This is a genomic window from Noviherbaspirillum sp. Root189, from assembly GCF_001428545.1.
Lineage (GTDB): Bacteria > Pseudomonadota > Gammaproteobacteria > Burkholderiales > Burkholderiaceae_D > Noviherbaspirillum.
In genome coordinates this window covers 42448-68883 of the sequence record NZ_LMHZ01000016.1, presented here as the reverse complement: position 1 = coordinate 68883, position 26436 = coordinate 42448, and the positions used below count along the sequence as shown (strand labels likewise).

Below are 26436 nucleotides of genomic sequence, written 5' to 3'. Positions count from 1 at the left end.
ACACGCGAGATTCCCATGACCCGAAAACTCAAGGCTGCCATCATCGGCAGCGGCAACATCGGCACGGACTTGATGATCAAGATCCTGCGCCACGGCATCAACATCGAAATGGGCGCCATGGTCGGTATCGACCCGGCTTCCGATGGCTTGGCGCGCGCCGCCCGCATGGGTGTGCCGATCACTCATGAAGGCGTGGAAGGCTTTAGCCGCCTGCCCAACTTCGCTGACATCGACTTCGTGTTCGACGCCACCAGCGCCGGCGCCCACGTCAAGAACGACGCCTTCCTGCGCGGCATCAAACCCGGCATTCGCATGATCGACCTGACGCCTGCGGCCATCGGCCCGTACTGCATTCCAGTCGTCAACGGCGAAGACCATCTTGATGCCCTGAACGTCAACATGGTGACCTGCGGCGGTCAAGCGACCATTCCGATGGTGGCCGCCGTCAATCGCGTCGCCAAGGTGCACTACGGCGAAATCATCGCCTCCATCTCCAGCAAGTCGGCCGGCCCCGGCACCCGTGCCAACATCGACGAATTCACGGAAACCACATCCAAGGCCATTGAAGCAGTGGGCGGCGCGTCCAAGGGCAAGGCCATCATCGTGCTCAATCCTGCCGAGCCGCCCCTGATCATGCGCGACACGGTCTACACCTTGAGCGAGTTTGCTGACGAAGACAAGATTGCGGAATCGGTCGAGCGCATGGCCGCCGCCGTGCAGGCCTACGTACCCGGCTACCGCCTGAAGCAAAAAGTGCAGTTCGACCGCATCGAAGCCGGCGCGCCACTCAACATTCCGGGCGTCGGCCCCCGTATGAGCGGCCTGAAGACTTCCATCTTCCTGGAAGTCGAAGGCGCCGCCCACTACCTGCCCGCCTATGCCGGCAACCTGGACATCATGACCAGCGCCGGCCTGCGCACGGCCGAGCAGATGGCTGCTCGCATGCTGTCTGAACGCGCACTTGCCGCCTGACGGAGAAACTGACATGGACAAAAAGATCTACATTTCCGACGTGACCCTGCGCGACGGCAGCCACGCCATCCGCCACCAGTACAGCATCGAGCAAGCCAAGCAGATCGCCAAAGCCCTGGATGAGGCCAAGGTTGACTCCATCGAAGTGGCCCATGGCGACGGCCTGCAAGGCGGCAGCTTCAACTACGGCTTCGGCGCCCACTCTGACATCGAATGGATCGAAGCGGTGGCCAGCGTCGTCAAGCATGCCAAGATCGCTACCCTGCTGTTACCAGGCATCGGCACCGTCCACGACCTGAAGGCGGCCTACGATGCCGGCGCCCGCATCGTGCGCGTGGCAACGCACTGCACGGAGGCCGATGTCTCCAGGCAGCACATCGAATACGCGCGCCACCTCGGCATGGAAGCCGTGGGCTTCCTGATGATGAGCCACATGCAAACGCCCAAGGGCCTGGCCGAACAGGCCAAGCTGATGGAAAGCTATGGCGCTACCGTGTGCTATGTAGTGGATTCGGGCGGCGCGCTGAACATGAACGATGTGCGCGACCGGTTCCGCGCATTCAAGGATGTGCTCAAGCCGGAGACGCAGACCGGCATGCATGCGCACCACAACCTGAGCCTTGGCGTGGCGAACTCCATCGTCGCCGTCGAAGAGGGCTGCGACCGTGTTGACGCCAGCTTGGCGGGGATGGGCGCTGGAGCGGGCAATGCGCCGCTGGAAGCATTCATCGCCGCGGCCGATCGCATGGGCTGGAACCACGGCTGCGATTTGTACAAACTGATGGATGCGGCCGACGACATCGTGCGCCCCTTGCAGGACCGCCCGGTGCGCGTGGACCGCGAGACGCTGGCGCTCGGCTATGCGGGCGTCTACTCCAGCTTCCTGCGCCATTCGGAAGCGGCAGCGAAGAAGTACGACCTGAAGGTGGTCGATATTCTGGTGGAACTGGGCAAGCGCCGCATGGTGGGCGGCCAGGAAGACATGATTGTGGACGTGGCGCTAGATCTGTGCAGGGCGCGCGAGCACGTGCAACCGATCGCGGCCGAGGCGGGCTGAGATCCCTGCCCCGACGTTGGTCGCTACCGCCGCGGTGGCGGCCGTCGAACTCATGAACTAATTAATGAAGAAGGATATGATGATGTCTGCAAATAACATCGCGCTGACCGAAGCTTCCACCAGCAAGTTGGTCCGCATCCAGGACGGCGAGCTCAATCTCCAGCTGCACTACAACGACGTCGGCCAGGGCGCCGAGACCGTCGTCATGCTGCACGGCTCCGGACCGGGCGCCAGCGGCTGGGCCAATTTCAATCGCAACATCGAGCCGCTGGTGAACGCCGGCTACCGCGTCGTCCTGCTCGACTGCCCGGGCTGGGGCAAGAGCGATCCTATCGTCAACAGCGGTTCACGTTCGGACCTCAACGCCCGCTCGCTCAAGGGCCTGATGGATGCCATCGGACTGGAAAAGGCCCATATCATCGGCAATTCGATGGGCGCGCACAGCACCGTGGCCTTTGCACTGGCCAACCCGACGCGCGTGGGCAAGCTGATCTTGATGGGCGGCGGCACCGGCGGACCGAGCCAGTTCGTCGCCATGCCGACCGAAGGCATCAAGCTGATCGGCGCGCTCTACCGGGATCCGACCATCGAGAACCTCAAGCGCATGATGAATGTGTTCGTGTACGACCCAAGCCAACTGACCGAGGAGCTGTTCCAGGCGCGCCTGAACAACATGCTGGCACGACGCGACCACCTGGAAAATTTCGTCAAGAGTTCCGAGGTCAATCCCAAGCAGTTCCCCGATCTGGGGCACCGCCTGGGCGAGATTGCCTCACCCACGCTCGTCATCTGGGGACGCGAGGACCGCTTTGTGCCCATGGACGTGGGCCTGCGCCTGATCGCCGGCATCCCGAATGCACAGATGCACATTTTCAATCGCTGCGGCCATTGGGCACAGTGGGAACATGCCGACACCTTCAACCGCATGGTGCTGGATTTCCTTACGCATTAAGGCAAGGCAGCGCCATGAATGAAAACGGACCACTGAACTGGAGCGATGCCCATATCCTGGGCTACGCGCCGATGGATCAGATCCATGAGGAATTCGTGCAGCTAATCGCGCGCCTGCAGGCAGCGCGGGATGATGAACTGCCCGAGCTGCTTGGCGCCATGGAAGAGCATCTTCAGGCGCATTTTGGCGAGGAAAACGCCTGGATGCGCAACACCGATTTCCCGCCGCGTGACTGCCACATCGAGCAACATGATGCCGTGCTCAAGTCGGTGCATGAGGTGCAGGAACTGCTTGCTCAGGGCAATACCGAGGTATGCCGTGCCTTGGTGCAGGCGTTGGCCGACTGGTTCCCGAACCATGCCACCCATCTCGACTCGGCGCTAGCGCACTGGTTGTGCAAGCGCCGCCTGGGAGGGAAGCCGATCATTTTACGGCGCTCGATCAGCAGTAACATCATATGCGACTAAAAGCGCGAGCTCTCAGATCGGGGGCTTTACAGCCATCCATGACAGAACATACCGGCTGGGATGCTGCCGGTTTGGTAAACTAAACGAAGTGCCTTGCCCGATTTCCATTCGTGCGCCAGTTTATTCTCCCCGGCGTGCGTCCTTATGCGCGTCCAGAGCCAGCGGCGGCTCGGCGCCACTTTCCGGACGGCGGTATCACAGAACGAAAGCGCGGGACGCGACCCGCAGCGGACATTCTTCACCTTATTTAAAATAACGAAGACCTTCGTGATGACTCGATAAGGAAAGAAAAATGGATTTGCAATTGAAAGACAAAGTTGCACTCGTCACCGGCGGCTCTCAGGGCATCGGCAAAGCGGTTGCCCTACGGCTCGCGCATGAGGGCGCACGTGTCGTTGTCGCCGCACGCGGCCGGGAACTGCTGGATCTGGTGGCGGGCGAGATTCGTGCCGCAGGCGGCCAAGTCGCCGCAGTGCAGGCGGACGTCAGCCGCGCCGAGGATTGCAGCAGGCTGGTCAATGAAACGATCAAAGCGTTCGGAGGGCTCGACATCGTCGTCAATAATGCCGGCACTTCCGCTACCGGCGAATTCGAATCGGTCACCGACGAGGAATGGCAAACCGACTTTGAGCTGAAGCTGTTTGCCGCAATTCGGCTGTCACGCTTGGCGGTACCCTACATGAAACAGCAGCGCTGGGGGCGGATTGTGAATGTCACCAATATCGGTGCCAAGCAGCCGCGCGCCAAATCCATGCCGACCACTGTGACCCGCGCTGCGGGACTTGCTTTCACCAAGGCGCTGTCCAAGGAATACGCACCGCACAACATTCTGGTCAACACCGTCTGCATCGGCCTGATACAAGCGGGACAGCATGAAAGGAAGGCGGCTAAGGCAGGAATTCCGGTGGAACAGTTCTACGCTCAAGTCGCGCAAGACATACCGCTGGGGCGAGTCGGCCGCGCCGAAGAAGCCGCCAACGTGATCGCCTTTCTCGTTTCCGAAGCGGCAAGTTATGTCACGGGCACCAGCATCAATCTGGACGGCGGCAGTTCGGCAGTGCTTTAGGACAGCAGAGGCCTGATCAGGCATCAACGATGCGCGCATACCTACGCCGTACTACGATGCGAGGATAGTGGCAGCTTTGTTCATTCCGGTCGAAGGGCGTCGGAACATGATATTCGCCGATGCTGTCACATCGCGAGCCCGATTCCGGTTGCTCCGGCAAGGACCAGACTTGCGCCCCATACCAGGTCAAGGTTAAGCCAGGCACGCCGCAGGAAGCGCAAGCCGAGATAGCGATATACAACCCATGCGACGCCTGTGCCGGCCAGAATGGACGCGAGGGTGTGCACCGTTGCCACCAGCACTGCAGTACCTAGATCCGATCGCGCCATATAAGTCATCACGGCGGTATGGCCCATCGTCACGGCATCCGCTTTCGTGCCGGGTGCCGGCGTCACACAAAGGCCTAGCATGAACGGCACCAGCATCAATCCTGCTCCATGCGCGGTAGCCATCAAGAACGACCACCATGCAAGCCGGGTCGGGGGAATGCGCGCCAGCAGGCGCGGGTGGCGCCGGTTGATCAGTTTGAAAGCGCCAAACAGCAGCACGACCATGCCGGCGCCGATGCGGATGGCACGGCTCCATTCTACATACCAGCTGAGCCAGGCGAACGGCACCAGCACGATGGCCATCGCCATGAAATGCCCACCGCCCAATGGCAGCAGGGTCGTAAAGACGGAACTGGCGCGCTGGTTCGCCATGCCATTGGCGACCGCTAGCGGCCATCCCATTGCCGGGTTGATGCCATGATAGAGACCAAGCACAACAACGATGAGCCAGAGCGCAGTGGTGTTCAAACTGAGGGATAGCAGAACGAATCGGTTGAGCAATCACCGCCTTGAAGGCGGATCTGGTGCGCGGCGTAATGGGGCCCAAAGTCAACATAAAACGATGGATCGAGTTCGATGCCACCGCTCTCGCCGACATTGCACATCAGTTGCACGCCCGGCACACCGTCCGGATAAAACTGCGTATCCCAACTGCTGTAGAGCGAGTTGGTGAAATACACGCGCTTGCCATCCCGACTGATTTCAGTCATCTGCGGGCCGCCGCCGTATGGCCGACCGTTCGGGTGCTTTGCATGCTGCGCGATGCCGCCGATGCGCACGCTGCCTGCCAGCGCCGGTTTCATCGGGTCGGTTACGTCATATTGCCGCAGTTCGCCGGTCCCCCAGCACGCGACATACAGGAAGCGGTCATCAAGAGAAAGGTCGATGTCACTGATCAGCGGCGGCACCGCGCCAAAGCCTTTCAGCAGTGTCGGAAGTTGCCCCGCGTCAGCCGGTTCGGGCGAAATCGTAGCAGTCTTCCTGATCTGGAATTTGCCATTTTCACGATACCAGGTCCAGATTGATCCTTCCAGATTGGTCGTATCGACGACTACGCCAAGAAAGCCGTATTCCCGCGTGGGATCGTGTGCCGGGCGAATCTCGAGCGCCATCTGGTGATTTGCACCGAGATCGATAGTTTGAAGATGCTTGCGCTCGCGCAGGCTCCAGAAATGCACCGAGTGACCGTATTTGTTGGCCAGCAGGTCTTCAGCAACGATGCCGTTTTCAAACTGCGGCGGCAGGCCCCATTCACTCGACACCATATAGTCACGTGGCAGATTCCACCAGAAATCGTAGTGCAGTTTTTGCGGCCCGCGGTCAATTTCCCAACGTCCAAGGATTTCAAAAGTTTCACAATCCATGATGAATACACCCGGCGGTCCCTGTGTGCCGTCCGTGCCGGCACCACCCAGTGTGCTGATGTATATGCCTTCCGGTCCGCAATGTACGGTGTGGGGACGTGAATACCCGGTCTTGCGCGTTATCTCTTCGGGTTCAATGGTCTTGACCAGTTTAGGGGCTTTCGGATCAGGCTGGGTATCGACAATGTAGACGCGTGACGAGCGGATACCGGGAATGATGAGATACCTGCGTTGCAGAAAGGCATGGCCCGACATGGGGGAAAGAGCAGAACTGCAGGCATTCCAGCCAAAGTGATGAAATTCGTCGCCGGCGTGTGGCATCGCGAGTTGGTTTGCCACCGAGCCATAAGTCCCGCTTTGCGGATTGACGTCGATGACGGCTAAGGCATCGGGCCGCGAACGATCCGGTGACAGAAGCACGGTATAGGCAATATGTTCAGGTTCCGCTTCCATCGCCAACCGCGCCGATGGATGAAATGTGGGATCGGGACGCAATGTTTGCAGCATGATAGTTCCTTGTGCAAGAGAAGTGCGAAATGCCGAGGGAGCCGAGAGGATAGAGACGAGGGAATGACTTCCGGCCGGGCTGGCCGAGCCATATTGAAGCCTGCGCGCCGGGGCCGGTTACTGTCAACGCAGGATATTTATCCTCATTGATCGGGATCAGAAAAACTTTATCGGCAGGTCACGTCACCCAGCTGCGAGCGGGAAGCAGATACCTCTGCGACATTATCCGTCCGTAAACTGCCTGCATTGAGCGCGTGGTCATTGGCACCGTTCCTAGGTGGACAAGCCCACTTCCCTGATCAGCGCTTTGCTTGCTATCCACTTTCCGCCGGAAGCAACTTTGTGACTCGAAGCTAGTCCCGGCTCAGGCTCTAGTTGCTGTGACCTGGGCGGCGATAGGGTACCTGTGCTGCTCCCTTCAGGGCTTCAAGGGTTTCCTCGACGGTCATAAGGACATGTGTTTCCTGTGACTTGATCGCGCCGCGGGAGGAAAGGGCAAGGGCGACGGACGCCATCCTGACATTGTCAGGCGCTTCCCAGAGCGTATAGCCATCGTACTGGCCAAAGGCGTACCAGAAGCCGTGGAGCCTGCCGCCGACCGACTCGATGATCACGCGAGCCATATCCCGTCGGTCTTCCGGGCGCTCGATCATAGCGCTCCAGGTTTCTGCCGTATAACTGAAGCGAGTGAGATACAAGGACATGGTGGCCTCCTTTCCTCATGATTCAGTGTTGATACATCGTCTTTTCGTTGTCAAGTGCAAATCACGCTAAGTTACTGGGGGGCCGCCGATGGGGCCGGCGTTGTCGGTGCTGAAAAAGCAACCAGGCTTAATTCGGTAAGAATCGTCATGGTTTCGCCGGCACGTACCGTCACACGCTGGCGCGAGGATTGTGGATTGAATCCCCTGACGGTAATTACCCGACTGATCGTGAGCGGTCCAAAGGGCGCTTCTGCGGTCGAACCTTTTTCAGAGAATAGTGCGCTTGTTCCCATCATGGTTTGAAACGCTGGATATTCCAGATCCGTCACTGGAGGACCGGCGTACTCACTGTCGTCCGGCTTCGACCCCATGCCGATCACATCCAACGGAATATCAACGGAGGACTTGTTAATAACTTGTATCTTCTCCGAGATACGCGACAAACCGCTCTCCGGCGTATCACCGTCCACCGTGTAGATGATCCCTGCCAATACTTGGCCTGCAGGAACGCCGGAAATCCCGGGTGTATCCAAGACACCCTGAACGTGTATCTGATTCGGGCCGACATGAGCGCCTGGATGTAAATGGTCTGCGTGGAAATTGAAAGTGAAGATGCCACCAGCCGGAAAGATCCAGATGTCCCCGCGCCCCTGGACGTTCCACTGAAGCACCAGGGGACGATTGTTGCTGGTTTTGTGGTAGGTCAGGGTGGCGTTGCCGGAGACGGCGGATGCGGACTGCGCCAGAGCCCAGCAAGGGCTGAGCAGCAGGGCGATCACAAAAAGCAGGGTGCGTGTGGTTCTCATGGGATTTCTCCGTTAAAAGTGTAGAAGTGCTCCATAGGATGGCGACGCAGGTGCCACTTGTCTTCCTGAAAAACTCAAATGCGGTCTGTATCCCATGGACGGAAGCGCAGCCTGCTTTCATTCCAATGCGTCTGTTATTGCACTTGCTGGAAGTACTTGCAGCAAGCGTGCCAATATTGGGCGGGCGCGAGGGAGTAGCCGTTAACCACTTGAATATTCAAGGTATTTTTGCTGGTGGGATTGCGTAGAAAATGGACCGGGGCACGGCTTTTCCGGGCTGAGTATGGGATGTTCCCAAACACTTTTGGGCGGCCGTCGGAGAACAGCCAACACTTAAATTTCCGGGAGGCCGAACAGGCGCCTGAAGGTGCTGGCGCGAACGACTAGACATTTTTCCGGACCAGTTCAAGGACGGCACTTTGCCTTTGTTCAAAATGGCAACCGAGTTATCTGGTTACAGTGAAGCCATATGCCTGCGCGGTCGGCGAAGGCTAGCGAAACCTGGTTCGGGCAAACCTGCCACGATGATGTCGAACAAACGTTTTCGCATAATTCGCATAACCAGAGCGGAGGAAAACATGTCTAGCATATGGCGCCTGTCGGCTTCGGAGTTGGCCGCAAAAGTCCAGACAAAAGAGATTTCGGCGCGTGAGGCCGCGCAGGCTGCACTGGAACGACTGGCTGCGGTCAACCCCTCGATCAATGCTGTGGTGGAATACCGGCCGGAGGAGGTGCTGGCGCAGGCTGAACGCATCGACGCCGCCATCTCGCGCGGCGAAGTTCTGGGCGTGCTCGCCGGCGTTCCGGTAACCGTAAAGGTCAATGTGGATCAGGCAGGCTACGCGACCACCAATGGCGTCGCACTGCAGCGCGATCTGATTGCGCAATCGAACAGCCCGGTCGTGGACAATCTAGGCAAGGCGGGCGCGATCATACTGGGACGGACCAATACACCTGCGTTCAGCTACCGCTGGTTCACGAGCAATCTATTGCACGGGAACACGCGCAATCCGCGCGATCCCGCACTGACGCCTGGCGGGTCGTCCGGCGGCGCGGCGGCTGCGGTGGCAGCAGGAATCGGACACCTTGCACACGGCACGGATATCGCCGGATCGATCCGGTATCCCGCGTACGCTTGCGGCGTGCACGGACTGCGGCCGACGCTCGGACGGGTGCCCGCCTATAACGCGTCGTTACCCGAACGGGCGATAGGGCCTCAGCTTACGGCGGTCTCCGGCCCGATCGGCCGCACCATTCAGGATGTGCGGCTCGGCCTTGCCGCGATGGCGGCGCCTGACCTGCGGGATCCGTGGTGGGTGCCGGCGCCTTTGCAAGGTCCCGCAGCGCCGCGTGTCGCAGCGCTTTGCCTACGGCCCGATGGTCTGCAGACACGGCCTGAAGTCGAGTCGGCGTTGGTTGAGGCGGCGCAGCGGCTCAGGGAGGACGGCTGGCGCGTCGATGAGATTGACAATACTCCACCGATGAAAGAGGCGGCCGATCTTCAGATCGTCCTGTGGCTTGGGGACGGCTTCGATGCCATGGAAGCCGCCGCCATCAGGGAAAACGACCCCGGTGCGCTGACCGCGCTTGCCGGGCATAAGGCGAGAGCGAAATCGCTCGATCTGTCCTCGTTCTCGCATGCGTTCACGCGCAGGGCGACACTCTTGCGTCAATGGCGGCAATTTCTGGCTGACTATCCGGTACTGCTGCTTCCGGTATCGGCCGAACTACCTTTTCCCGACGGGCTTGACCTGCAAGGGGACGCTTCCTACGCTCGCGTGTGGGCCGCGCAAATGACACAGATCGGCCTGCCTTTCCTCGGCTTGCCGGGATTAACGGTTTCCACCGGCATGGCGGGCACGGCTCCGGTTGGCGTCCAGCTCGTTGCAGACCGTTACCGAGAAGATTTATGCCTGCTTGCCGGCGAGTCGATCGAGCGGGGTGGCGTACCGCCCGCACCGGTCGATCCGGCCTGATCGGGTTATTCAACCCCAAGGTAAATCTGACGGATGCGGTCGTTGCTGGCCATTTCAGTCGCGGTCCCGCACTGCACCACCCGTCCATGCTCCAGTACATAGACGCGATCAGCAATGCGAAGCGCCGACTGCGCGTCCTGCTCCGCCATCAGGATGGCGACGCCGCTGTCGCGGATGGATTTGATCGCGCCGAAGATCTCCATCTTGAGGCGGTGTGCAATACCTACCGAGGGTTCGTCGAGCAGCAACAGTTTGGGGGCGCCCATCAGCGCGCGGCCGATGGCGACCATCTGCTGCTGGCCACCGGACAGGGTACTCACGATCTGCGAGGCACGCTCGCGCAGAATGGGGAACAGTCCGACCACGCGCTCGTAGTCGCGGGCGATCGCGTCGCGGTCCTTGCGTAGATAAGCGCCAAGCATCAGGTTCTTCCGGACCGATAACTCCGAGAACAGGCGGCGCCCCTCCGGACAATGGCAGATCCCGCGGCCGACCACCGCATGCGCCGGCAAGTCATGCAGCGAGTCGCCATTGAAGCTCAGTCTGCCCTGGGCGGCAATGGCGCGTGAAATGGCCTTGAGAAGAGTTGTCTTGCCGGCACCGTTGGGGCCGAGTACCGCAATCATCTCGCCGTCACCAACGTTCAATGTCGCATCTTCCAGCGCCAGCGCCTTGCCGTAGGAGGCGGACAGATGTTCGATTTCAAGCAGCATGTTCAGCCTCCTGCCGTCCGATATAGGCTTCGATAACGCCCGGATGGGCGACGATCTCCTCCGGCGTGCCGGTCGCGATCACCGCGCCGAAATCGATCGCCACCACGCGGGCGACAAGTTTCATGAATTCGCGCAGCTTGTGCTCGATGAGCAGGATGGTCAGCCCCTTTTGCGAATGCAGGCGGCGTATCAATGCCGACAGTTCCGCGATCTCTGCCGAGCCCAGACCCGCAAAAGGTTCGTCGAGCAGCAGAATAAGCGGTTCAGTGGCAAGCGCACGTGCGATCTCCAGTCGGCGCTGGTCGCCGTAGGATAACTGCTCCGCCGGGACATCTTCCTTACCCTTCAGTCCTACATCGGCAAGCAGTCCACGCGCCCGGCTGTCGAGATCGCCGGCGGGGACGCGCGGCCCGAGGCTTCCGACACGCACATTCTCCAGCACCGACATACCAACGAAAGGCCGGCAGAGCTGAAACGTGCGTGCCATTCCCAACCCCACGATCTTATGCGGCGCGAGGCCGCGCAGTGAACGGCCATTCAAGCGGATCTCGCCGCTGTCGGCAGGGATGAAACCGGTGAGCAGGTTGTACAAGGTGGTCTTGCCGGCGCCGTTTGGCCCCAGGATGCCGACGATTTCACCCTGCTCAACATTGATGCTGACATTCTTGACGGCATGCAGGCCGCCGAATCGTTTGTCCAGGTTTTTCACCATGAGCAGACTCATGCCGTCTCCCTCCCTGACGCTGTACTGCCGATATCACGGCGATCGGAAGCAAGGGCTCCGGATGCACGCTTGCGCTCGGGCGCCTCCCCGCCGGCGAGACGGTTGCGCAACCATGTCCAGGCAGGTGCAACGAACCCGTTCGGCAGGAAGAACAAAATGGCGATCAGCACCAGGCTGTAAATCATCAATCTCCATTCGCCGAAGTCCCGCAGCAACTCGGTCATCAACGTCAGCAGAAGCGCGCCGCCGACTGCGCCGTAGATCGACGTCATGCCTCCGACGTAGACCATCGTGATGACGGTAATCGACGTTACCACGGCAAACAGTTGAGGGCTGACCTGCAACTGGTAGTGTGCATACAAGGCGCCGCCAAGCCCGGCAAACGCAGCGCTGATCGCGAGCGACGCTATCTTGTAGAACGTGACATTGATGCCCGCGGCAAGACAGGTTGCTTCGTCGCCCCGGATTGCGCGAAGAATCAGCCCCCAGTTCGAGCGAGCCATAGCTAGCAGCAGCAAGGTCACGAGCGCCAGCGTCGCCAGCACCAGCCAGTAGAAATGCAGCGGTGAACGCAGCAGCGGCTCAATGCCAGTGATGCCCTCCTCGCCGCCGGTGTGTTCCCAGAAAATCAGCATCAGGCGCTGCATGATGACGGCGCCGGACAACATTGCCAGCGCAAAATACGGTCCTTTGAGCCGCAGCGTCGGGAATCCCATGACGAGGGCAAACAGTACCGCCACGACCATTGCCGCAGGCAGGCTCCACCATGGCCCCAATCCGAAAGACGTATTCAGGAAGCCCGCGGCATAGGCGCCGACGCCGATGAACAGCGAATGGCCGAAGTTCTCGCGCCCCGTCAAGCCCGACATGAAGTCCCAGCTTACCGCCCAGATTCCGTATATCGCCGCGACCGTGAGCACCCCGATCAGATACCCGCTTCCGAAGATCAAGGGAAGCACGGCGAGCAGCGCAAGCATGAAGCCCGCGCCGGTCAGATCAATCGTCTTGTTTCTCATATGTCTCCCGATGTTGGCCAAGGGTCTAGAATGCGGCGCGCCTGCCGAACATGCCGGCGGGACGCAGCACCAGCATGAGCAGTGTTGCCAGCACCGATACGATCTCCGTCCACGATGTCGATACCAGGTAGGCGACCAGCGTCTCGGCATAGCCGAGCATGAATGCCGCCAGAATGCTCCCGGGGATCGAGCCGAGCCCGCCCACCACGACGATGGCGAACGCTTTGACGAGGGGCAGCAGGTGCATCGACGGATTCACCGAAAGAAAGGGCCCGGCCATGATGCCCGCCAAAGCTGCCAGCGCAGCCGATAGCGCCATCACCAGGGAAAACACCCGATCAGCGGGGATGCCCATGTATTGCGCCGCTTCAGGGTCTTGCGAAATGGCGAGGATCGCGCTCCCCAGCCTGGACGTCTGGATGAAAAGATACAGCGCACCAATGGCCACCGCGCCAACCGCCAGCGTCAGAAGCCGCTGCCCGGCGATATCCACGCCCGCAATCGTAAATTTGTCGTCGATGAACGAGGGGACGTTGCGGTATTCGGAGCCGAAAACCAGGAAAAGCATTTGCTCGACGATCAATGCCACGGCCAGAGAAATCATCAGTACTGCCAGCTGCGACTTTCGCATCGGGCGGATCAGGATGCGTTCGACGAGCACACCGAATATCGCCACTGCGAACACTGATAACGCGGCGGCCTGCCAGAGCGGCAGTCCGGCGATCGAAGTCAGCGCATAGGTGCCATAGGCGCCGAGCGCGTAGAACGATCCATGCGCAAGATTGAGTATGCGGGCGACCCCGAAGATAAGCGTGAAGCCGACCGCGAGCATCGCATAGATCGAACCGGTAACCGCGCCAAATATAAGAATTTCTGACAAGGACGTCTCCTGGGCCGGAGCAGCCATTGGCACGCCGGCGCAAATCGGAATGCATGGAAATCCATTCCGGAAACAATAGGGCAAACTGAAAATGCGGGAATCGGTATCCGGCGCCGGGCTTATGCCCGGCATCACTGCGACCTTATTGCTTCATCCACGGAGGCATGATCATTTTCCCGGTCCGCAATTCCTTGGGCCACATGACCACGCGGTTGCCCTTGTCCTGCCACTGCGCGAACAGCAGGTTCATATATTTTCCGCCCGCCTTGACGTCATGAGACTCGTCATATTCCAGTGTGCCAGCAATGCCGGGCATCGACGTTTTTTCGAGCGCCTTGATAACGGCATCGGTATCGAAGCTTTTCGCGCGTTCCACTGCTTGCGCATAAGCGTAAACCGAGTCATAGGCGCCGAACGCGGTATATACCGGCACGCGGCCGGTACGCTTCTTGAACTCGTCGAAGAATGGAACGGTCTTGGGCGTCAGTGGAGCGCGGACGGCGAAGTTTGCCGCGATCTCGCTGATCGACTTGCCGCCGACGCGGTCGAAGAAGTCGCCGTCCTGCGATTTGACGTCGATGCCGCCGTAGGGAATCGGGACGCGCGCATCATGCCATTGCTTGGCAAATGTGTCGCTCGAAGCATGGGAGAGAATGACGATCAGATACTGTGCCCCGCTAGCGCGCACTTTCGACAGAAGCGGCGAAAAGTCCGATGTGCTGGTGTCGAAGAATTCGGTGAGCTTGATGTCCGCGCCGACTTCGCTCGCCCCCTTCTTGAGTACCGGCACCAAGTCCTGGACCCATTTGGCGTTCTCGCCAACGATGGCGATCTTCTTGAAACCCAATTCGCCGATCAGCATGCCGGAAATGAAGTCGACCACACCTCTTGCCTGATGTGCCGCATTGATCGGGCCGGTGCGGAATATGTACTTGTAATTCTCGTAGTCCTGCTTCACCTTTGCGGTGATGGAAGGTGACGCGGCGCCTATGCCGAGGTAGATGGTCTTGGCCTGCGAGATATGTGGTAACTGGGCCAGGGTCACGCCGCTGGTGTAGCCGCCGATCAGTACATCGGCTTTTTCATCGGCGGTCAATTTCTTGATCGCACTGATACCGGTCTCCGGATTTTCGGTCTCATCCGCAACCACCATCTCCAGCTTGCGGCCAAGAATGCCGCCCTTGGCGTTGATCTCATCCATCGCCATCTTGATCGCTTCCTGCGTGTCGCGTCCGACCTGTAGTTGCACGGCAGTCGGAACGCCGATCTTGATCGGTTTATCCTGAGCGATCGCAGGAACGCCTGCCAGCGTCAGACTGGCCGCAACGGCGACCACGGCCATGCGGATGTTCATCACAATCGGAATGCGCGAAACACGGGATAAGCGGAAAGCGCGCATCGCAAGGCAGGGCGCGCCGGCCCACAAAGAATCGGTCATTTGTCTCACTCCTTCTATATTTATATATTGAAAGCCGTGACAAGCTTCGATCGCCGTCATGGCATCCCGAAGTAACGCAACCTCATTCTTCGCCGCTCTGCGAACTGGCCAACTGGAAAACACGCGACATGCAAAGTGGCCTTACCAATGTATCATGGTAGTCGCTTCCGAGAGTTTGATTAAAGTTGCATCCGCATGCTGCACAGACAATGTTTAGCCTGGCAGTTCCTATTATTGGATGGCCCGGTGATGACTAAGTTTGTTTTAAATCAATGTCACGGCCTATAGCATGCGCCGTAGTAAAAGGCAGCGCGTAGCGGGAAGCTTCGGCGACGCAATGCTTGATCGTCCATTCCTATAACAATGTTGAAACTGATTTCGAGGAGACAAATATGACGGTTCTTCAAGGCAGCATCGCCTGGATTACTGGCGCAGGGTCGGGAATCGGGTTGGCCGGTGCACAGGCCTTGGCTGAAGCAGGCGCGACGGTGGTGATGTCGGGGCGTCGCCCCGAACTGCTTAAAGCCGAAGCCGAAGCCATCGTTGCCAATGGCGGGAAGGCAGAATTCGAGGTCCTTGATGTCACCGATTCCGAGTCAGTACGGCAGGCAAGCCAAGCCATCCTGGACCGGCATGGCCGCATCGATATCCTGATCAACAGTGCCGGTCTGAATGTACCGAACCGATTCTGGAAGAATCAGGATGCCCGCGGCTGGAATGAAGTCATTCGTGTCAATCTTGACGGCAGCTTCTATTGTATTTCAGCGGTGCTTCCGTCCATGCGTGAACACAAATCAGGCCTGATCATCAATATTTCATCCTGGGCCGGCAAGTACGATACCTATATGACCGGACCTGCTTACAACGCAGCCAAGCATGGGGTGGTGGCCATGACCGAGCACTTGAATCAGGAGGAATGCATCAACGGTATTCGTGCATGTGCTGTGTGTCCCGCAGAAGTCGCAACGCCGATCATGGACAAACGGCCGATACCGCCTTCGCCCGAAGAACGCGCGAAGATGCTGCAGCCGGAAGATCTCGGTCGCACCATCCGGTTCATCGCAGAGATGCCCTCACATGCATGCATTAACGAAATTACGATCAGTCCGACGTGGAATCGGATATTCCTTGGGGCGTCGGATATCAAGCGCGCCTGAGCGCGCAATACAGAAGCTCAGGAAGTACGCAAAAGCTGTTTGAACGAAGCTGCCTGCGCCGAAAGTTGTCGCGCAGGCAGCCCTTGTTCGCAGCGTTTTTTGCTCGATCGTTCGTACCGGAAAAGCGGCAATGCCGGCTTTCCATTGAACGGATTGAGACTGTCTGCATCTGGCGGCGCTCGAGTTCTTATTGTCCGTAGCCGCTGTTCTTTGCGGTGCATCAAGCCGACCAGATTTGGTGAGAAGACCATATTTGAAGGCTTAGCGATTTGCAGCCCGACATAAACTGTCGGGCTGCAAATCGCTAAGCCTTCCCATGTCTCTACACCTGTCTCTACACCTGTCTCTACACCTGTCTCACCCTCTCCTTTAGCTACTTTGCCTGGAGGTTGATATGGCCACTACCAATGCATCTACCGGCACGAATGTTCATGAGATCGCTGACGGCATATATCGTATTAATACGCCGGTGGACATCGTACCCGGCGGGTTCTCATTCAATCAATATCTGATTCTGGATGACCAGCCCCTTCTTTTTCATACAGGGCCAAGGAAGATGTTTCCTTTGGTTCGCGAAGCCGTTGAAAGCGTCATTCCTGTCAGCCGTCTGCGGTTCGTTGCACTGTCACATTTCGAAGCGGATGAATGTGGTTCTCTGAATGAGTGGCTTGCTGTTGCACCTGATTCTGTACCGTTGTGCAGTCGGATTGCAGCAATGGTGTCAGTGAATGATATTGCGGACCGGCCAGCCCGTGCAATGGCCGACGGCGAAGAGCTTACATTGGGGAAGCATTCGGTAAAGTGGCTTGATGCACCGCATTTGCCTCATGGCTGGGAAACAGGTTATCTGATGGATACCGGAACCAAAACGATGTTCTGTGGAGACCTCTTCACCCAAGGCGGCATCGGCGCACGTGCCCTGACCGAGGAGGACATTCTGGAGACAAGCGAGGCGTTTCGACAGCCACTGGATTATTTTTCGCATTCAACAAATACCCGCCAATTGATGGAAAAGCTGGCATCCGAATTACCCGACACCTTAGCGTGCATGCATGGGAGTGCGTGGAAGGGAGATGGAGCAAACCTGTTGCGCGCTCTCGGTGAACGACTCGTTAGCGACTCATCACAGCCATCTTGATTTGATCTGAAGGGATTTGTCAGATACCGGCGTACCACTGATAGCCATGCCCATCTTCCCAGTAGCCGCCTTTTCCGCCCCGAATATTGCGCAGGCTGTCAACCAGTTCAATGCGGCTGAGATATTTGGCATGCTTGTAACCAAGCTGGCGTTCAACCCGCAGACGTAGTGGAGCGCCATTTGCGATCGGCAATTCACGGCCGTTCAATTCGTAAGCGAGGATAGTCTGAGGATGAAAGGCGTCATCGAAGTCGATGCTTTCATAATAATGTGCCGATCCCGGACCATCCATGGGATCGGCGCAATGGAAGACGACGAAGCGTGCATCCGGATGCACGTGCGCGGCATCGAGAACATGGGCAAGGGGTACGCCGGTCCATTGTCCAATGGCGCTCCAACCTTCCACGCAGTCGTGGCGTGTAATCTGGGTGCGCCTCGGCATCCCGCGCAGCTGGGCTATCGACAGTTGAAGTGGTTTTTCCACCATGCCGTCTACGGTTAACTTCCATCCCTGAAAACCGTTTGCGGCCAAGGCTTGATAGACGGGATTCTCTGGATTGCTTGTTCCGTTGCTGCGGAAGGACGGCGACAGATCACGTTCGCCGAATTCCTGTGCCATTGCCTTGCGTGGCAATAATGTTTTGTGCGCCACGCGGCTTAATGTTTCTCCGGTGGAGAGTAGTTTTTGAAACGATTCATTTTGACTGAGGCGGTCGCACCCGACAATTCCCAGCAGCCCCAAGGCTTGCACGGAACGGTGCAGAAATGCACGCCTGCCCGATTTATGTGATTTCACGGCGCGCTCCAGAGGCTGGTTCGGGGCCGGTGTCGTAGTAGCCGGTAATCATTGAGCGAAGATGGTTCCACAAGCCGCTGACAACCACTTCAAAAACGTGAATCAGTACAAACGCGACCAGCAGCCATGCGATGATGAAATGAATGGTGCGCGCGGATTGCCGCCCGCCGAACCAGTCGACCCAGCCAGTGATGGCACTGTCGAGCATCGGCGACATTGCCATTCCCATCAGTGCGATAAGCGGAAGCAGGATGAAAATGACAGTGAGATAAGCCAGCTTCTGAAGCACGTTGTAATGCTTTGCCGCTTCGCCATGCGGATGCCGGAAACGGAGATGATCCTTGACCGATTCGCCGATTCCTCTCAGCTCCTGTTTGCCGGGTGCAAGATCACGTACAAGATGACCGCTCCAGATACTGTACGCGAGGAATGCCACGCCATTGAAAACGAACAGCCATGCGAAGAAGAAATGCCACTGCCGTGCATATGCCAATGAATAATATCCGGGGAGCGTCATCCATGACGGAAAGGCATATCTGCTTGGCGTGCCGTCACGGCCAGTACTGACGCCCAGGACACCCGTGGTATCGATCTGATAACCTCCAATACGGACGACACCTTTTGGCGCAGAATCGATGTCGACTGAGGTGATCTGCAGGATGGCAGGACGACCGCTGTAGGACGAATCCCCCCAGTAAAGCGCCGGATGCGCGTTAAAGATGGACAGGCCGCTCATGAACAGGACGATGAGGCACAGGACGTTGATCCAATGCATCAGACGCACTGGCAGGCGATGGCGGTAATAAAGGGTATCCCTGTGCAACCGCGGCATCGAGAGGGGAGCTGCTTCCTGCACGGCGACCTCGTCACGAGAAAACACCCGGCGCCCGGGTGAGCTCACTATAGTTGACGAATACATGAACAGCAATCTGTACCAGCAGTACCAGGGTACGGCATCAACACATATCGACTGGCCACACGTCAGCGACGTTCCTGCCTTCGCCATAGTGGCGCACTGATTGCCAGCAACCCTCCACTACAGCGGCTCGCCCATGAACATGGGGTATGCCGGATTACCGCCCCCAAAGTAATTTGAATGGCGGTTGTTAGCAGGGCAGGCGAGGCTCCACAAAGCCTGCCTGCCATTTCTGCCATTTATTTACATCGCTTTAAACGTTCATCACCGCAACAGCGCGCACGTTCAGGTACGCGTCCACTGCCTCCGGACCACCCTCGGAACCATAGCCGGAATCCTTGAGTCCGCCGAACGGCATTTCGGCCGATGGCAAGGCAGGCATGTTCACCCACAGCATGCCGACTTCCACCTTGCGGGCCAGCAGATCGGCATTCTTGAGTGAACGGGTAAACGCGTAGCCGGCCAGGCCATAAGGCAGGCGGTTGGATTCGGCGATCGCTTCTTCCAGGGTGTTGAAGCTACGGATCGCGGCCATCGGGCCAAACGGTTCGTCGTTGAACACTTTCGCTTCCAGCGGCACATCGGCCAGGATGGTCGGCTGCCAGAAGTTGCCGCCGTCACCGATGCGCTCGCCGCCGGCAAGCACCCTGGCGCCGCGCTCGACCGCATCCTTGGTGAATTCTGCCATGGCGGTCAGGCGGCGTGGATTGGCCAGCGGTCCCATCTGTGTGCCTTCGGTCAAGCCATCGCCAACCTTCAAACCTTGCGCATGCTTGACGAGCGCTTGCTCGAACTCGCCGCGAATGCTTTCATGCACCAGGAAGCGTGTCGGAGAGATGCAAACCTGTCCGGCGTTGCGGAATTTGGCGGCGCCGGCGGACTTCACCGCGAGCGCGATATCGGCGTCTTCGGCAACGATGACCGGCGCATGCCCCCCCAGTTCCATCGTCACACGCTTCATGTGCTGGCCTGCCAGCGCGGCGAGCTGCTTGCCCACTGGCGTGGACCCGGTAAAGGTAATCTTGCGGATGACGGGATGTGCGATCAGGTAGCTCGAAATCTCGGCCGGGTTACCGTAGACCAGGCCCAGCACACCGGGCGGAATGCCGGCGTCGACGAAAGCCTGGATCAATGCCGCCGGGCCGGCCGGTGTTTCTTCCGGCGCCTTGACCAGCATCGAGCAGCCTGCGGCGAGGGCGGCGCCGACCTTGCGTACCACCTGGTTGATCGGGAAATTCCATGGCGTAAACGCAGCCACCGGGCCGACCGGATCCTTCAGCACCATCTGGCGGATGGCCAGGTTGTTACGCGACGGCACGATACGGCCATACACGCGGAAGCCTTCTTCCGCGAACCACTCGATGATGTCTGCCGCAGCCAACGCTTCCCCCTTGGCTTCGATCAGCGGCTTGCCTTGCTCCTGCGTCAGTACGCGGCCAATGTTTTCGGCGCGTTCGCGCATGAAGCCGGCAGCCTTGCGCATGATTTTGCTGCGTTCAGCCGGTGTCATGTCGCGCCAGGTTTCAAAACCCTTTTGCGCCGCTTCCAGCGCCTTGTCCAGGTCGGCGCGGCTGGCATGCGCGACGCGGCCGATTTCCTGGCCAGTAGCGGGATTATGAACAGCAAGCGTGCGGCCATCGGCGGCATCTTGCCACTGGCCGTTGATAAAGAGCTGGGTGTTTGGATAAGTCATGTTGTACTCACTTTGGCCAACGCAGGACGAGCGAATCAGTGGATCAAGCTGCCGCGCAGGATCTGGCAGGCCTGCGCGAGCTGCCGGATACATGGACGCGATCAAATGGTGTGGCGTTGCTCAGGGAGAAAGCGATTGCCTGCATCAACGCCTTGCTTGTCGGGGTACCGCTTTGACGGTTCCCGTAGTTTATCAGTGACGGGCACACGACGTACAACAACGCCTTGCAGTGCATAAACCCTTGAAATCGCATTGCAGATAATCGCTGTACGTGAGCGAAGCGCATGCTTGCCGAGCGGCTCGGCAAGGTTGAACCGAAAGCATGGTTAACGTTCTGATAGGTGCAGTGAAAAGCAATTTTCCTCAGCAATTTTTCGTGACATATTCATCCTCACAAAAGTCCTGCTGCCGGGAAAATACTTTGCCGTGTCTTTCTTGCCCTTTGCGCTTCTTCAAACTTGCAAAAGGGATGGAAAGAGCATCGCAAGATCGGCTGCTATGATCGGCACCATGCCGCATGCAGCGGCACATCGAACTATTGCGCCTGCGCCATACGCGAGGTGTTATTGCCATATTTTTCCATACAGGCCGACGCATCGGCGCATGCAAGAACAGGCACAAGGATATGACCAACTCGTCAAGCAGGAATAACAGCAAACCGCTTTCCATCGGCCTGGTTGGTTTGGGCAAGATCGCTATCGATCAGCATATTCCGGCGATTAACGCCAACCCCCACCTGGAACTCGTGGCCGGATGCTCGCCGCATGCGCGTCCCGAAGGTGTCCGGGCTTACAAAAGCATGACGGAGATGTTGCAGGCCCATCCTGAAATAGAAGCCGTAGCCATCTGTACGCCACCACAGGTCCGCCATGCGATCGCGAAGGAAGCCATCGACGCCGGCAAGCATGTATTCCTGGAAAAGCCGCCAGCTGCAACGCTGGGCGAAGCCGAAGCCATCAGGCGCCTCGCGGAAGCGAGGGGTATCTCGCTGCTCGCCAGCTGGCATTCGCGCTTTGCACCGGCGGTGGAAGCCACGCGGGACTGGATCGCGCAGCGCAGTCTCCGGAGCGTACAGATCGTCTGGAAGGAAAATGTGCGGCAGTGGCATCCGGGCCAGACCTGGATCTTTGCACCTGGCGGGATGGGTGTGTTCGACCCGGGCATCAATTCACTTTCCATCCTGACGCGCATCCTCAGTGACACGGTCTTTGTGCAGAAAGCCGACCTGCATATTCCCGTCAATTGCGATGCGCCGATACAGGTTGGCATGGACATGATGACTGACACCGGTGTGAGCGTACGCGCCGATTACGACTTCCTGCAGGAAAACGAACAGACCTGGAGTATTTTCGTCGAATCGACGAAAGCTGAAAAGTTGGCACTGCACATGGGCGGTACGCGATTGGAGATCGACGGCAAGCTCGTCCTGCAGGAAAAGGAAACCGAATATCCCGGCCTGTATGCCCACTTTGCCGAGTTGGTGCGCAATGGGAAATCAGACGCCGATTTCTCGCCGTTGCGCATCGTTGCCGATGCCTTCCTTGTCGGCAAGCGCATCGTTGCGCCTGAGTACATAGAATAAGCGTTGAACAAGCCGCATTCCGTAAATTACCGGGATGGTGCAGGCAGGGATTGGTATTACTCGAGCGCGCCGCCTGATGCCTTTGACGCGGCGCCAGTCGCAGCTTCTATCCTGGCGTGGTAGATCGTCTTGACGTTGACGAACTCCTGAATGCCGAACCACGACAGCTCCCGTCCGTAGCCCGACTGCTTGACGCCGCCAAATGGCAGGCGTACATCGGACTTCACGAATGCGTTGATGAACACGCTACCTGCTTCGATACGGCGCGCAAGCCGGTTTGCCCGCTCCTTGTCCCGCGTAAATAGCGCCGCACCCAAACCGAAGGGCGACTGATTCGCCAGTTCGATGGCATGGTCTTCGTTGCTTGCTTCAATAATTGCCGCGACCGGGCCAAAAATTTCTTCATCAAATGCGACCATGCCCGGCATGACGTCGGTCAGCACCGTCGGCGGATAGTAGGCGCCTTCGCCGGCCGGAATTTTTCCACCGGTAAGCAGGCGCGCACCTTGCCGTATGCTTTCCTCCACCTGCCGATGAATTTCGTCACGCAAGTCAACGCGAGCCATCGGGCCGATGTTGGAATTTTCGTCGCGCGGATTGCCATAACGAATTTTTTCGAAGCGCTCCGCATATGCCTTCTCGAATTGCGTACGCAAGGACTTTGCCACGATGAAGCGCTTGGCCGCGATGCAGCTCTGACCGGCATTGATCAGACGGCTCTTCACACAGATGTCGACCGCAGCGTCCAGGTCCGCATCATCAAGCACCACATAGGCATCGCTGCCGCCAAGTTCGAGCACTGTCTTCTTCAGTTCGGAGCCCGCTGTCGTGGCAACCGAGCGGCCGGCCGGCGTGCTGCCGGTCAGCGTCACGGCCTTGATCGCCGGATGGCGGATCACGCGCTCGACACGCGCGCTTTCAATGAGCAGCGAGGTGAACGCATGCGCGGGAAAACCGGCGGTTTTGAAAATGTCCTGGATGGCGAGCGCACAACCGGACACATTGGAAGCATGCTTGAGCACGCCGACATTGCCGGCCATCAGTGCCGGCGCAGCGAAGCGGAAAATCTGCCAGAACGGAAAATTCCAGGGCATGATCGCCAGCACCGGTCCGAGCGGATCAAAGGCGATATAACTATCTTCGGCATCGGTTGGCACCGCATGACTGGCAAGAAAGCGCTGCGCGTTATCGGCGTAGTAGTCGCAGCAGCCCGCGCATTTTTCAATCTCCGCGATGCCGTCCCGCATGACCTTGCCCATTTCATCGGCCATGAGTTCCGCAAGCTGCTCCTTGCGGTCGCGTAGCGTGGCACCGGCTGTCTTCATCAACTGCGCGCGGTCAGTGAACGAGCTCTTTTTCCAATCATGAAACGCCGTTTCCGCCGCACTGAGCAGACGGTCGACTTCCGCATCGTCTTGCGGATCGTAGGAGCGGACTACCTGTCCCGAATGCGGATTGATGCTTTGCATGTTGTCGTCCTTCGCCAGAAGCATGGGTTCCGATACGACTACACCCCTTGCTGCAAGTTCCAGAGCGTAAATGTCGATGACATACATCGACATTTATACCCCGGAACTCGCAGCATGGATCACAGGCGAGGTAGTCAGTCCTTAGGTCGATGCCTTTGTCAGACGATCGATCATGGCCGGGTCGAGCTGCAACCTGGTGGCCCCGATCAGCTCGTCGAGCTGGGCAATGCTGGTGGCGCTGGCGATCGGGGCAGTAATACTGGGGCGCGCGATAAGCCATGCCAGGGCCACCTGTGCAGGCGTTGAACGCGTATCGCGCGCCACATCATCGAGTGCTGCGAGGATGCGCATGCCGCGCTCGTCAAGATATTTGCTAACGCCTTTGCCTCGCACGCTTTTGCCGAGATCTTCCTTCGAGCGGTATTTGCCGGTCAGGAAGCCGCTGGCAAGGCTGTAGTAAGGGATGACGCCAATGCCATGCGCAAGACAGGCCGGCTCCAGCGTGCTTTCGAATTCGTTGCGTTCGGCCAGGTTGTAATGCGGCTGCAGGCTTTGATACATCGGAAGCTTGTGCTGGCGGCTGACTTCGAGGGCCTGCTCCAGCCGCGCAGCACTGTAGTTGGACGCGCCGATGATCCTTACCTTGCCTTGCCTCACCAGGTTTGCGTACGCTCCCAGCGTTTCCTCCAGCGGCGTGTTCGCATCATCGCTGTGGGACTGGTAGAGGTCAATGTAGTCTGTCTGCAGGCGGCGCAGCGAATCCTCTACCGCTTGCTGGATATATGCCTTGCGCAAGCCCTTTCTGTCGGGCGCCATTTCCATGCCGACTTTCGTTGCAATGACGACGCGATCACGCTTACCGCTGCGCTTGAGCCACTTGCCGATGATGGTTTCGGACTCGCCGCCGGTATGTCCCGGTACCCAGACCGAGTACACGTCGGCGGTATCAATCAGGTTCATGCCCGAAGCGACAAAATGATCGAGCAACGAAAAAGAAGTTGCTTCATCGGCTGTCCAGCCGAAAACATTGCCACCAAATGCCAGTGGCGCGACTGCGATATCGGAAGAGCCGATGTTGCGCATCATGGAAACATCCTTTCATAGGTTGGGCTGGTTGCGGTTAGACGATCAGCGGTCAGTGTACGGCTAATCGAAAAAGCCTGCGGCATGCCGGGTGCGCGTAGGTAGATGCGGGATGGAAATCACGCCCGGAACTGCTGTTGCATGAGGTACGGAAGCACGGCCGCGCCTAGGCTTCCAGCGGCTTTAGATCGCCAAGCAAGGTTGGAATCAGTTCCGCCACCGTCGGATGAATATGCATGGCGCGTTGTATCACTGTGTAGGGCGCGCCGGCATACATGACGTCCAGCAGCAAATGGATTACTTCATCGGCCTCGATTCCGAGCAGCGTTGCGCCGAGGATCTTTTTCGTGTCGGCGTCGACCAGCACCTGCATGAAGCCATCTGTCTCGCCGCGTTCCCGCGCTCGTGCGACGCGGGACATCATCATCTTCCCTTTCAGAATTCTTTTGCCGGATGCGCGTGCTTCCTTTTCATCCATGCCTATCCGCGCCAGTGGGGGATCGGTATATAAAGCATAGACCGGGATGCGGTCGCTTAGCCTGCGCGGATCATCGTCGAGCAGATTGGCAGCAAGGATTTCGTAATCGTTATAGGCCGTATGGGTGAAGGCGCCACGGCCGTTGACATCGCCCAACGCAAAGATGCCGGGCACATTGGTGGCAAGCCGGTCATCGACAACGATGTAGCCGCGCTTGTCAGTCACGATGTCTGTCTGCTCCAATCCGAGATCATCGGTATTCGGCATACGGCCGGCGCCGATCAGCACATGCGAGCCGCTGCTGTCGACCGGTGAGCTGTCGCATTCGGCATGCAGGGTCCTCACGTTTCCGGCACCGGAAATGCGCATCTTGCTGGCGTTGAAGTGGAACCGGATCCCTTCGCCTTCGAGAATCTGCTGTACGGCTAGCGACACCTCCGCCTCTTCGCGGCCGATGAGGTGCGGACCGGCTTCGAATACCGTGACCGCACTGCCGAAACGGCGGTACATCTGCGCGAACTCCAGCCCGATATAACTGCCGCCGATGATCAGAAGATGTTCGGGCAGATGGTCGAGTTCCAGGATGGTCGAACTCGTGAGATAACCGGCCTGCGTCAAACCCGGGATGTCGGGAATGGCGGCCCGACCGCCTGCGTTGATGAAGATCTGTGGCGCTTCCAGCGTTGCGCTATTTACGGTGACCGCATGGTTCGAGACAAAGCGGGCATGGCCTTCAATCACCGTCAGGCCCGGCGTGGTATGCAGCCACTTGCGCACACCGTCGCTGGATTGCCTGACGACGGCATCCATGCGCGCCTTGACGCGCGCCATGTCAACGCGCGGCGTGCCGTCGATCATCACCCCGTAGGCCTCGGCATGCCTAGCCATATGGGCGGCACGCGCGCTGGCGACCAGCGTCTTGGTCGGCGTGCAGCCCACGTTGACGCAGGTGCCGCCATACAAGTTGCGTTCGATGATTGCAGTCTTTTTTCCGGACTGCGCGAGACGTACCGCCAGAGAAGGGCCGGCCTGCCCGGTACCGATCACGATGGCGTCGAATTGTTCGTTCATGGCAAGCCCCTGTTCAAAGTCGTCATGCCTGGCATGACGTTGGTTGGCTGCTGCGGTAGTGCACTCGCGGTATGCTTGTCAA

At 58.7% G+C, this 26436-nt stretch carries 25 protein-coding genes; 10 read left to right on the top strand and 15 right to left on the bottom strand.

The features are described from left to right. Nucleotides 1–15: 15 nt before the first annotated feature. The 5 genes from ASE07_RS12000 (at nt 16) to ASE07_RS11980 (ending at nt 4514) form a co-directional block, all read left to right on the top strand. A complete protein-coding gene (locus tag ASE07_RS12000; RefSeq protein WP_057291055.1) occupies nt 16–972 on the top strand; it encodes an acetaldehyde dehydrogenase (acetylating) in 957 nt (318 codons plus the stop codon). A 13-nt stretch (nt 973–985) separates the two neighbouring features. After that, nucleotides 986–2029, top strand: a complete 1044-nt coding sequence (gene dmpG, locus ASE07_RS11995) for a 4-hydroxy-2-oxovalerate aldolase (protein ID WP_057291054.1) — start codon at nt 986–988, stop codon at nt 2027–2029. Between the two features lie 82 nt (nt 2030–2111). Next, complete coding sequence (locus ASE07_RS11990; RefSeq protein WP_057291080.1) at nt 2112–2981, top strand: alpha/beta fold hydrolase; 870 nt, start codon at nt 2112–2114, stop codon at nt 2979–2981. A gap of 14 nt (nt 2982–2995) precedes the next feature. Continuing rightward, nucleotides 2996–3448 (top strand): bacteriohemerythrin, encoded by a 453-nt coding sequence (locus tag ASE07_RS11985; RefSeq protein WP_057291053.1) that lies wholly within the window; start codon nt 2996–2998, stop codon nt 3446–3448. Nucleotides 3449–3740: 292 nt separating this feature from the next. Beyond that, the gene (locus ASE07_RS11980) at nt 3741–4514 is read left to right on the top strand and encodes an SDR family oxidoreductase (protein ID WP_057291052.1); all 774 of its coding nucleotides are present in this window, start codon (nt 3741–3743) and stop codon (nt 4512–4514) included. 125 nt (nt 4515–4639) lie between these two features. Here ASE07_RS11980 and ASE07_RS11975 read toward each other — a convergent pair whose 3' ends face one another. From ASE07_RS11975 to ASE07_RS11960, 4 genes are all read right to left on the bottom strand, one after another. Next, nucleotides 4640–5344 carry a hypothetical protein gene (locus tag ASE07_RS11975; RefSeq protein WP_235548442.1) on the bottom strand — a complete coding sequence of 235 codons (705 nt, stop codon included), beginning with the start codon at nt 5342–5344 and terminating at the stop codon, nt 4640–4642. Continuing rightward, nucleotides 5308–6714 (bottom strand): selenium-binding protein SBP56-related protein, encoded by a 1407-nt coding sequence (locus ASE07_RS11970; protein WP_057291051.1) that lies wholly within the window; start codon nt 6712–6714, stop codon nt 5308–5310. The genes ASE07_RS11975 and ASE07_RS11970 overlap by 37 nt, the downstream gene beginning before the upstream one ends. Nucleotides 6715–7085: 371 nt before the next feature. Beyond that, complete coding sequence (locus ASE07_RS11965; protein WP_057291050.1) at nt 7086–7418, bottom strand: GYD domain-containing protein; 333 nt, start codon at nt 7416–7418, stop codon at nt 7086–7088. A gap of 71 nt (nt 7419–7489) precedes the next feature. Continuing rightward, on the bottom strand, nt 7490–8224 hold the full coding sequence (locus ASE07_RS11960) for a hypothetical protein (protein WP_057291049.1): 735 nt from the start codon (nt 8222–8224) through the stop codon (nt 7490–7492). A 578-nt stretch (nt 8225–8802) separates the two neighbouring features. Here ASE07_RS11960 and ASE07_RS11955 point away from each other — a divergent pair. After that, nucleotides 8803–10200 (top strand): amidase family protein, encoded by a 1398-nt coding sequence (locus ASE07_RS11955; protein ID WP_057291048.1) that lies wholly within the window; start codon nt 8803–8805, stop codon nt 10198–10200. Between the two features lie 5 nt (nt 10201–10205). On the opposite strand, the gene ASE07_RS11950 is transcribed toward ASE07_RS11955, so the two are convergent. From ASE07_RS11950 to ASE07_RS11930, 5 genes are all read right to left on the bottom strand, one after another. Further along, nucleotides 10206–10913 (bottom strand): ABC transporter ATP-binding protein, encoded by a 708-nt coding sequence (locus ASE07_RS11950; protein ID WP_057291047.1) that lies wholly within the window; start codon nt 10911–10913, stop codon nt 10206–10208. Beyond that, complete coding sequence (locus tag ASE07_RS11945; RefSeq protein ID WP_057291046.1) at nt 10903–11637, bottom strand: ABC transporter ATP-binding protein; 735 nt, start codon at nt 11635–11637, stop codon at nt 10903–10905. The genes ASE07_RS11950 and ASE07_RS11945 overlap by 11 nt, the downstream gene beginning before the upstream one ends. Beyond that, nucleotides 11634–12653 (bottom strand): branched-chain amino acid ABC transporter permease, encoded by a 1020-nt coding sequence (locus ASE07_RS11940; RefSeq protein WP_082584099.1) that lies wholly within the window; start codon nt 12651–12653, stop codon nt 11634–11636. Before ASE07_RS11940 ends, ASE07_RS11945 begins: the two co-directional genes overlap by 4 nt. A gap of 25 nt (nt 12654–12678) precedes the next feature. Next, on the bottom strand, nt 12679–13533 hold the full coding sequence (locus ASE07_RS11935; RefSeq protein WP_057291078.1) for a branched-chain amino acid ABC transporter permease: 855 nt from the start codon (nt 13531–13533) through the stop codon (nt 12679–12681). A 142-nt stretch (nt 13534–13675) separates the two neighbouring features. Beyond that, the gene (locus tag ASE07_RS11930) at nt 13676–14971 is read right to left on the bottom strand and encodes an ABC transporter substrate-binding protein (protein ID WP_235548441.1); all 1296 of its coding nucleotides are present in this window, start codon (nt 14969–14971) and stop codon (nt 13676–13678) included. Nucleotides 14972–15363: 392 nt separating this feature from the next. On the opposite strand from ASE07_RS11930, the gene ASE07_RS11925 reads away from it, so the two are divergent. Together ASE07_RS11925 and ASE07_RS11920 are read left to right on the top strand one after the other, a co-directional pair. Then, a complete protein-coding gene (locus ASE07_RS11925; RefSeq protein WP_057291076.1) occupies nt 15364–16128 on the top strand; it encodes an SDR family oxidoreductase in 765 nt (254 codons plus the stop codon). A 394-nt stretch (nt 16129–16522) separates the two neighbouring features. After that, nucleotides 16523–17266, top strand: a complete 744-nt coding sequence (locus ASE07_RS11920) for an FprA family A-type flavoprotein (protein ID WP_057291045.1) — start codon at nt 16523–16525, stop codon at nt 17264–17266. Nucleotides 17267–17285: 19 nt separating this feature from the next. Here the strand turns inward: ASE07_RS11920 and ASE07_RS11915 are convergent, their stop codons facing one another. The 3 genes from ASE07_RS11915 to ASE07_RS11905 all read right to left on the bottom strand — a co-directional run bounded on the left by ASE07_RS11915 (nt 17286) and on the right by ASE07_RS11905 (nt 20671). Further along, entirely contained in the window at nt 17286–18062 is a 777-nt protein-coding gene (locus ASE07_RS11915) for a molybdopterin-binding protein (protein ID WP_200960924.1), read from the bottom strand. Continuing rightward, the gene (locus ASE07_RS11910) at nt 18049–18963 is read right to left on the bottom strand and encodes a cytochrome b/b6 domain-containing protein (RefSeq protein WP_235548440.1); all 915 of its coding nucleotides are present in this window, start codon (nt 18961–18963) and stop codon (nt 18049–18051) included. The genes ASE07_RS11915 and ASE07_RS11910 overlap by 14 nt, the downstream gene beginning before the upstream one ends. A 268-nt stretch (nt 18964–19231) precedes the next feature. Continuing rightward, a complete protein-coding gene (locus tag ASE07_RS11905; protein WP_057291074.1) occupies nt 19232–20671 on the bottom strand; it encodes an NAD-dependent succinate-semialdehyde dehydrogenase in 1440 nt (479 codons plus the stop codon). Nucleotides 20672–20709: 38 nt separating this feature from the next. On the opposite strand from ASE07_RS11905, the gene ASE07_RS28740 reads away from it, so the two are divergent. Together ASE07_RS28740 and ASE07_RS11900 are read left to right on the top strand one after the other, a co-directional pair. Next, the gene (locus ASE07_RS28740; protein ID WP_156396557.1) at nt 20710–20847 is read left to right on the top strand and encodes a hypothetical protein; all 138 of its coding nucleotides are present in this window, start codon (nt 20710–20712) and stop codon (nt 20845–20847) included. Nucleotides 20848–21296: 449 nt separating this feature from the next. Then, nucleotides 21297–22253 carry a Gfo/Idh/MocA family protein gene (locus ASE07_RS11900; RefSeq protein ID WP_057291073.1) on the top strand — a complete coding sequence of 319 codons (957 nt, stop codon included), beginning with the start codon at nt 21297–21299 and terminating at the stop codon, nt 22251–22253. A gap of 56 nt (nt 22254–22309) precedes the next feature. On the opposite strand, the gene ASE07_RS11895 is transcribed toward ASE07_RS11900, so the two are convergent. The 3 genes from ASE07_RS11895 to ASE07_RS11885 all read right to left on the bottom strand — a co-directional run bounded on the left by ASE07_RS11895 (nt 22310) and on the right by ASE07_RS11885 (nt 26354). Further along, entirely contained in the window at nt 22310–23815 is a 1506-nt protein-coding gene (locus ASE07_RS11895; protein ID WP_235548439.1) for an NAD-dependent succinate-semialdehyde dehydrogenase, read from the bottom strand. A gap of 48 nt (nt 23816–23863) precedes the next feature. After that, nucleotides 23864–24808, bottom strand: a complete 945-nt coding sequence (locus ASE07_RS11890) for an aldo/keto reductase (protein ID WP_057291043.1) — start codon at nt 24806–24808, stop codon at nt 23864–23866. 163 nt (nt 24809–24971) lie between these two features. Next, nucleotides 24972–26354 (bottom strand): FAD-containing oxidoreductase, encoded by a 1383-nt coding sequence (locus ASE07_RS11885; protein ID WP_057291042.1) that lies wholly within the window; start codon nt 26352–26354, stop codon nt 24972–24974. Nucleotides 26355–26436 lie beyond the last annotated feature (82 nt).

What these genes read in the sequence shown, in the direction of transcription:
- ASE07_RS12000 (WP_057291055.1), top strand. Translation starts at nt 16, where the DNA reads ATGACCCGAAAACTCAAGGCTGCCATCATCGGCAGCGGCAACATCGGC.
- dmpG (WP_057291054.1), top strand. Translation starts at nt 986, where the DNA reads ATGGACAAAAAGATCTACATTTCCGACGTGACCCTGCGCGACGGCAGC.
- ASE07_RS11990 (WP_057291080.1), top strand. Translation starts at nt 2,112, where the DNA reads ATGTCTGCAAATAACATCGCGCTGACCGAAGCTTCCACCAGCAAGTTG.
- ASE07_RS11985 (WP_057291053.1), top strand. Translation starts at nt 2,996, where the DNA reads ATGAATGAAAACGGACCACTGAACTGGAGCGATGCCCATATCCTGGGC.
- ASE07_RS11980 (WP_057291052.1), top strand. Translation starts at nt 3,741, where the DNA reads ATGGATTTGCAATTGAAAGACAAAGTTGCACTCGTCACCGGCGGCTCT.
- ASE07_RS11970 (WP_057291051.1), bottom strand. Translation starts at nt 6,714, where the DNA reads ATGCTGCAAACATTGCGTCCCGATCCCACATTTCATCCATCGGCGCGG.
- ASE07_RS11965 (WP_057291050.1), bottom strand. Translation starts at nt 7,418, where the DNA reads ATGTCCTTGTATCTCACTCGCTTCAGTTATACGGCAGAAACCTGGAGC.
- ASE07_RS11960 (WP_057291049.1), bottom strand. Translation starts at nt 8,224, where the DNA reads ATGAGAACCACACGCACCCTGCTTTTTGTGATCGCCCTGCTGCTCAGC.
- ASE07_RS11955 (WP_057291048.1), top strand. Translation starts at nt 8,803, where the DNA reads ATGTCTAGCATATGGCGCCTGTCGGCTTCGGAGTTGGCCGCAAAAGTC.
- ASE07_RS11950 (WP_057291047.1), bottom strand. Translation starts at nt 10,913, where the DNA reads ATGCTGCTTGAAATCGAACATCTGTCCGCCTCCTACGGCAAGGCGCTG.
- ASE07_RS11945 (WP_057291046.1), bottom strand. Translation starts at nt 11,637, where the DNA reads ATGAGTCTGCTCATGGTGAAAAACCTGGACAAACGATTCGGCGGCCTG.
- ASE07_RS11940 (WP_082584099.1), bottom strand. Translation starts at nt 12,653, where the DNA reads ATGAGAAACAAGACGATTGATCTGACCGGCGCGGGCTTCATGCTTGCG.
- ASE07_RS11930 (WP_235548441.1), bottom strand. Translation starts at nt 14,971, where the DNA reads ATGACCGATTCTTTGTGGGCCGGCGCGCCCTGCCTTGCGATGCGCGCT.
- ASE07_RS11925 (WP_057291076.1), top strand. Translation starts at nt 15,364, where the DNA reads ATGACGGTTCTTCAAGGCAGCATCGCCTGGATTACTGGCGCAGGGTCG.
- ASE07_RS11920 (WP_057291045.1), top strand. Translation starts at nt 16,523, where the DNA reads ATGGCCACTACCAATGCATCTACCGGCACGAATGTTCATGAGATCGCT.
- ASE07_RS11905 (WP_057291074.1), bottom strand. Translation starts at nt 20,671, where the DNA reads ATGACTTATCCAAACACCCAGCTCTTTATCAACGGCCAGTGGCAAGAT.
- ASE07_RS11900 (WP_057291073.1), top strand. Translation starts at nt 21,297, where the DNA reads ATGACCAACTCGTCAAGCAGGAATAACAGCAAACCGCTTTCCATCGGC.
- ASE07_RS11895 (WP_235548439.1), bottom strand. Translation starts at nt 23,815, where the DNA reads ATGTCGATGTATGTCATCGACATTTACGCTCTGGAACTTGCAGCAAGG.
- ASE07_RS11890 (WP_057291043.1), bottom strand. Translation starts at nt 24,808, where the DNA reads ATGATGCGCAACATCGGCTCTTCCGATATCGCAGTCGCGCCACTGGCA.
- ASE07_RS11885 (WP_057291042.1), bottom strand. Translation starts at nt 26,354, where the DNA reads ATGAACGAACAATTCGACGCCATCGTGATCGGTACCGGGCAGGCCGGC.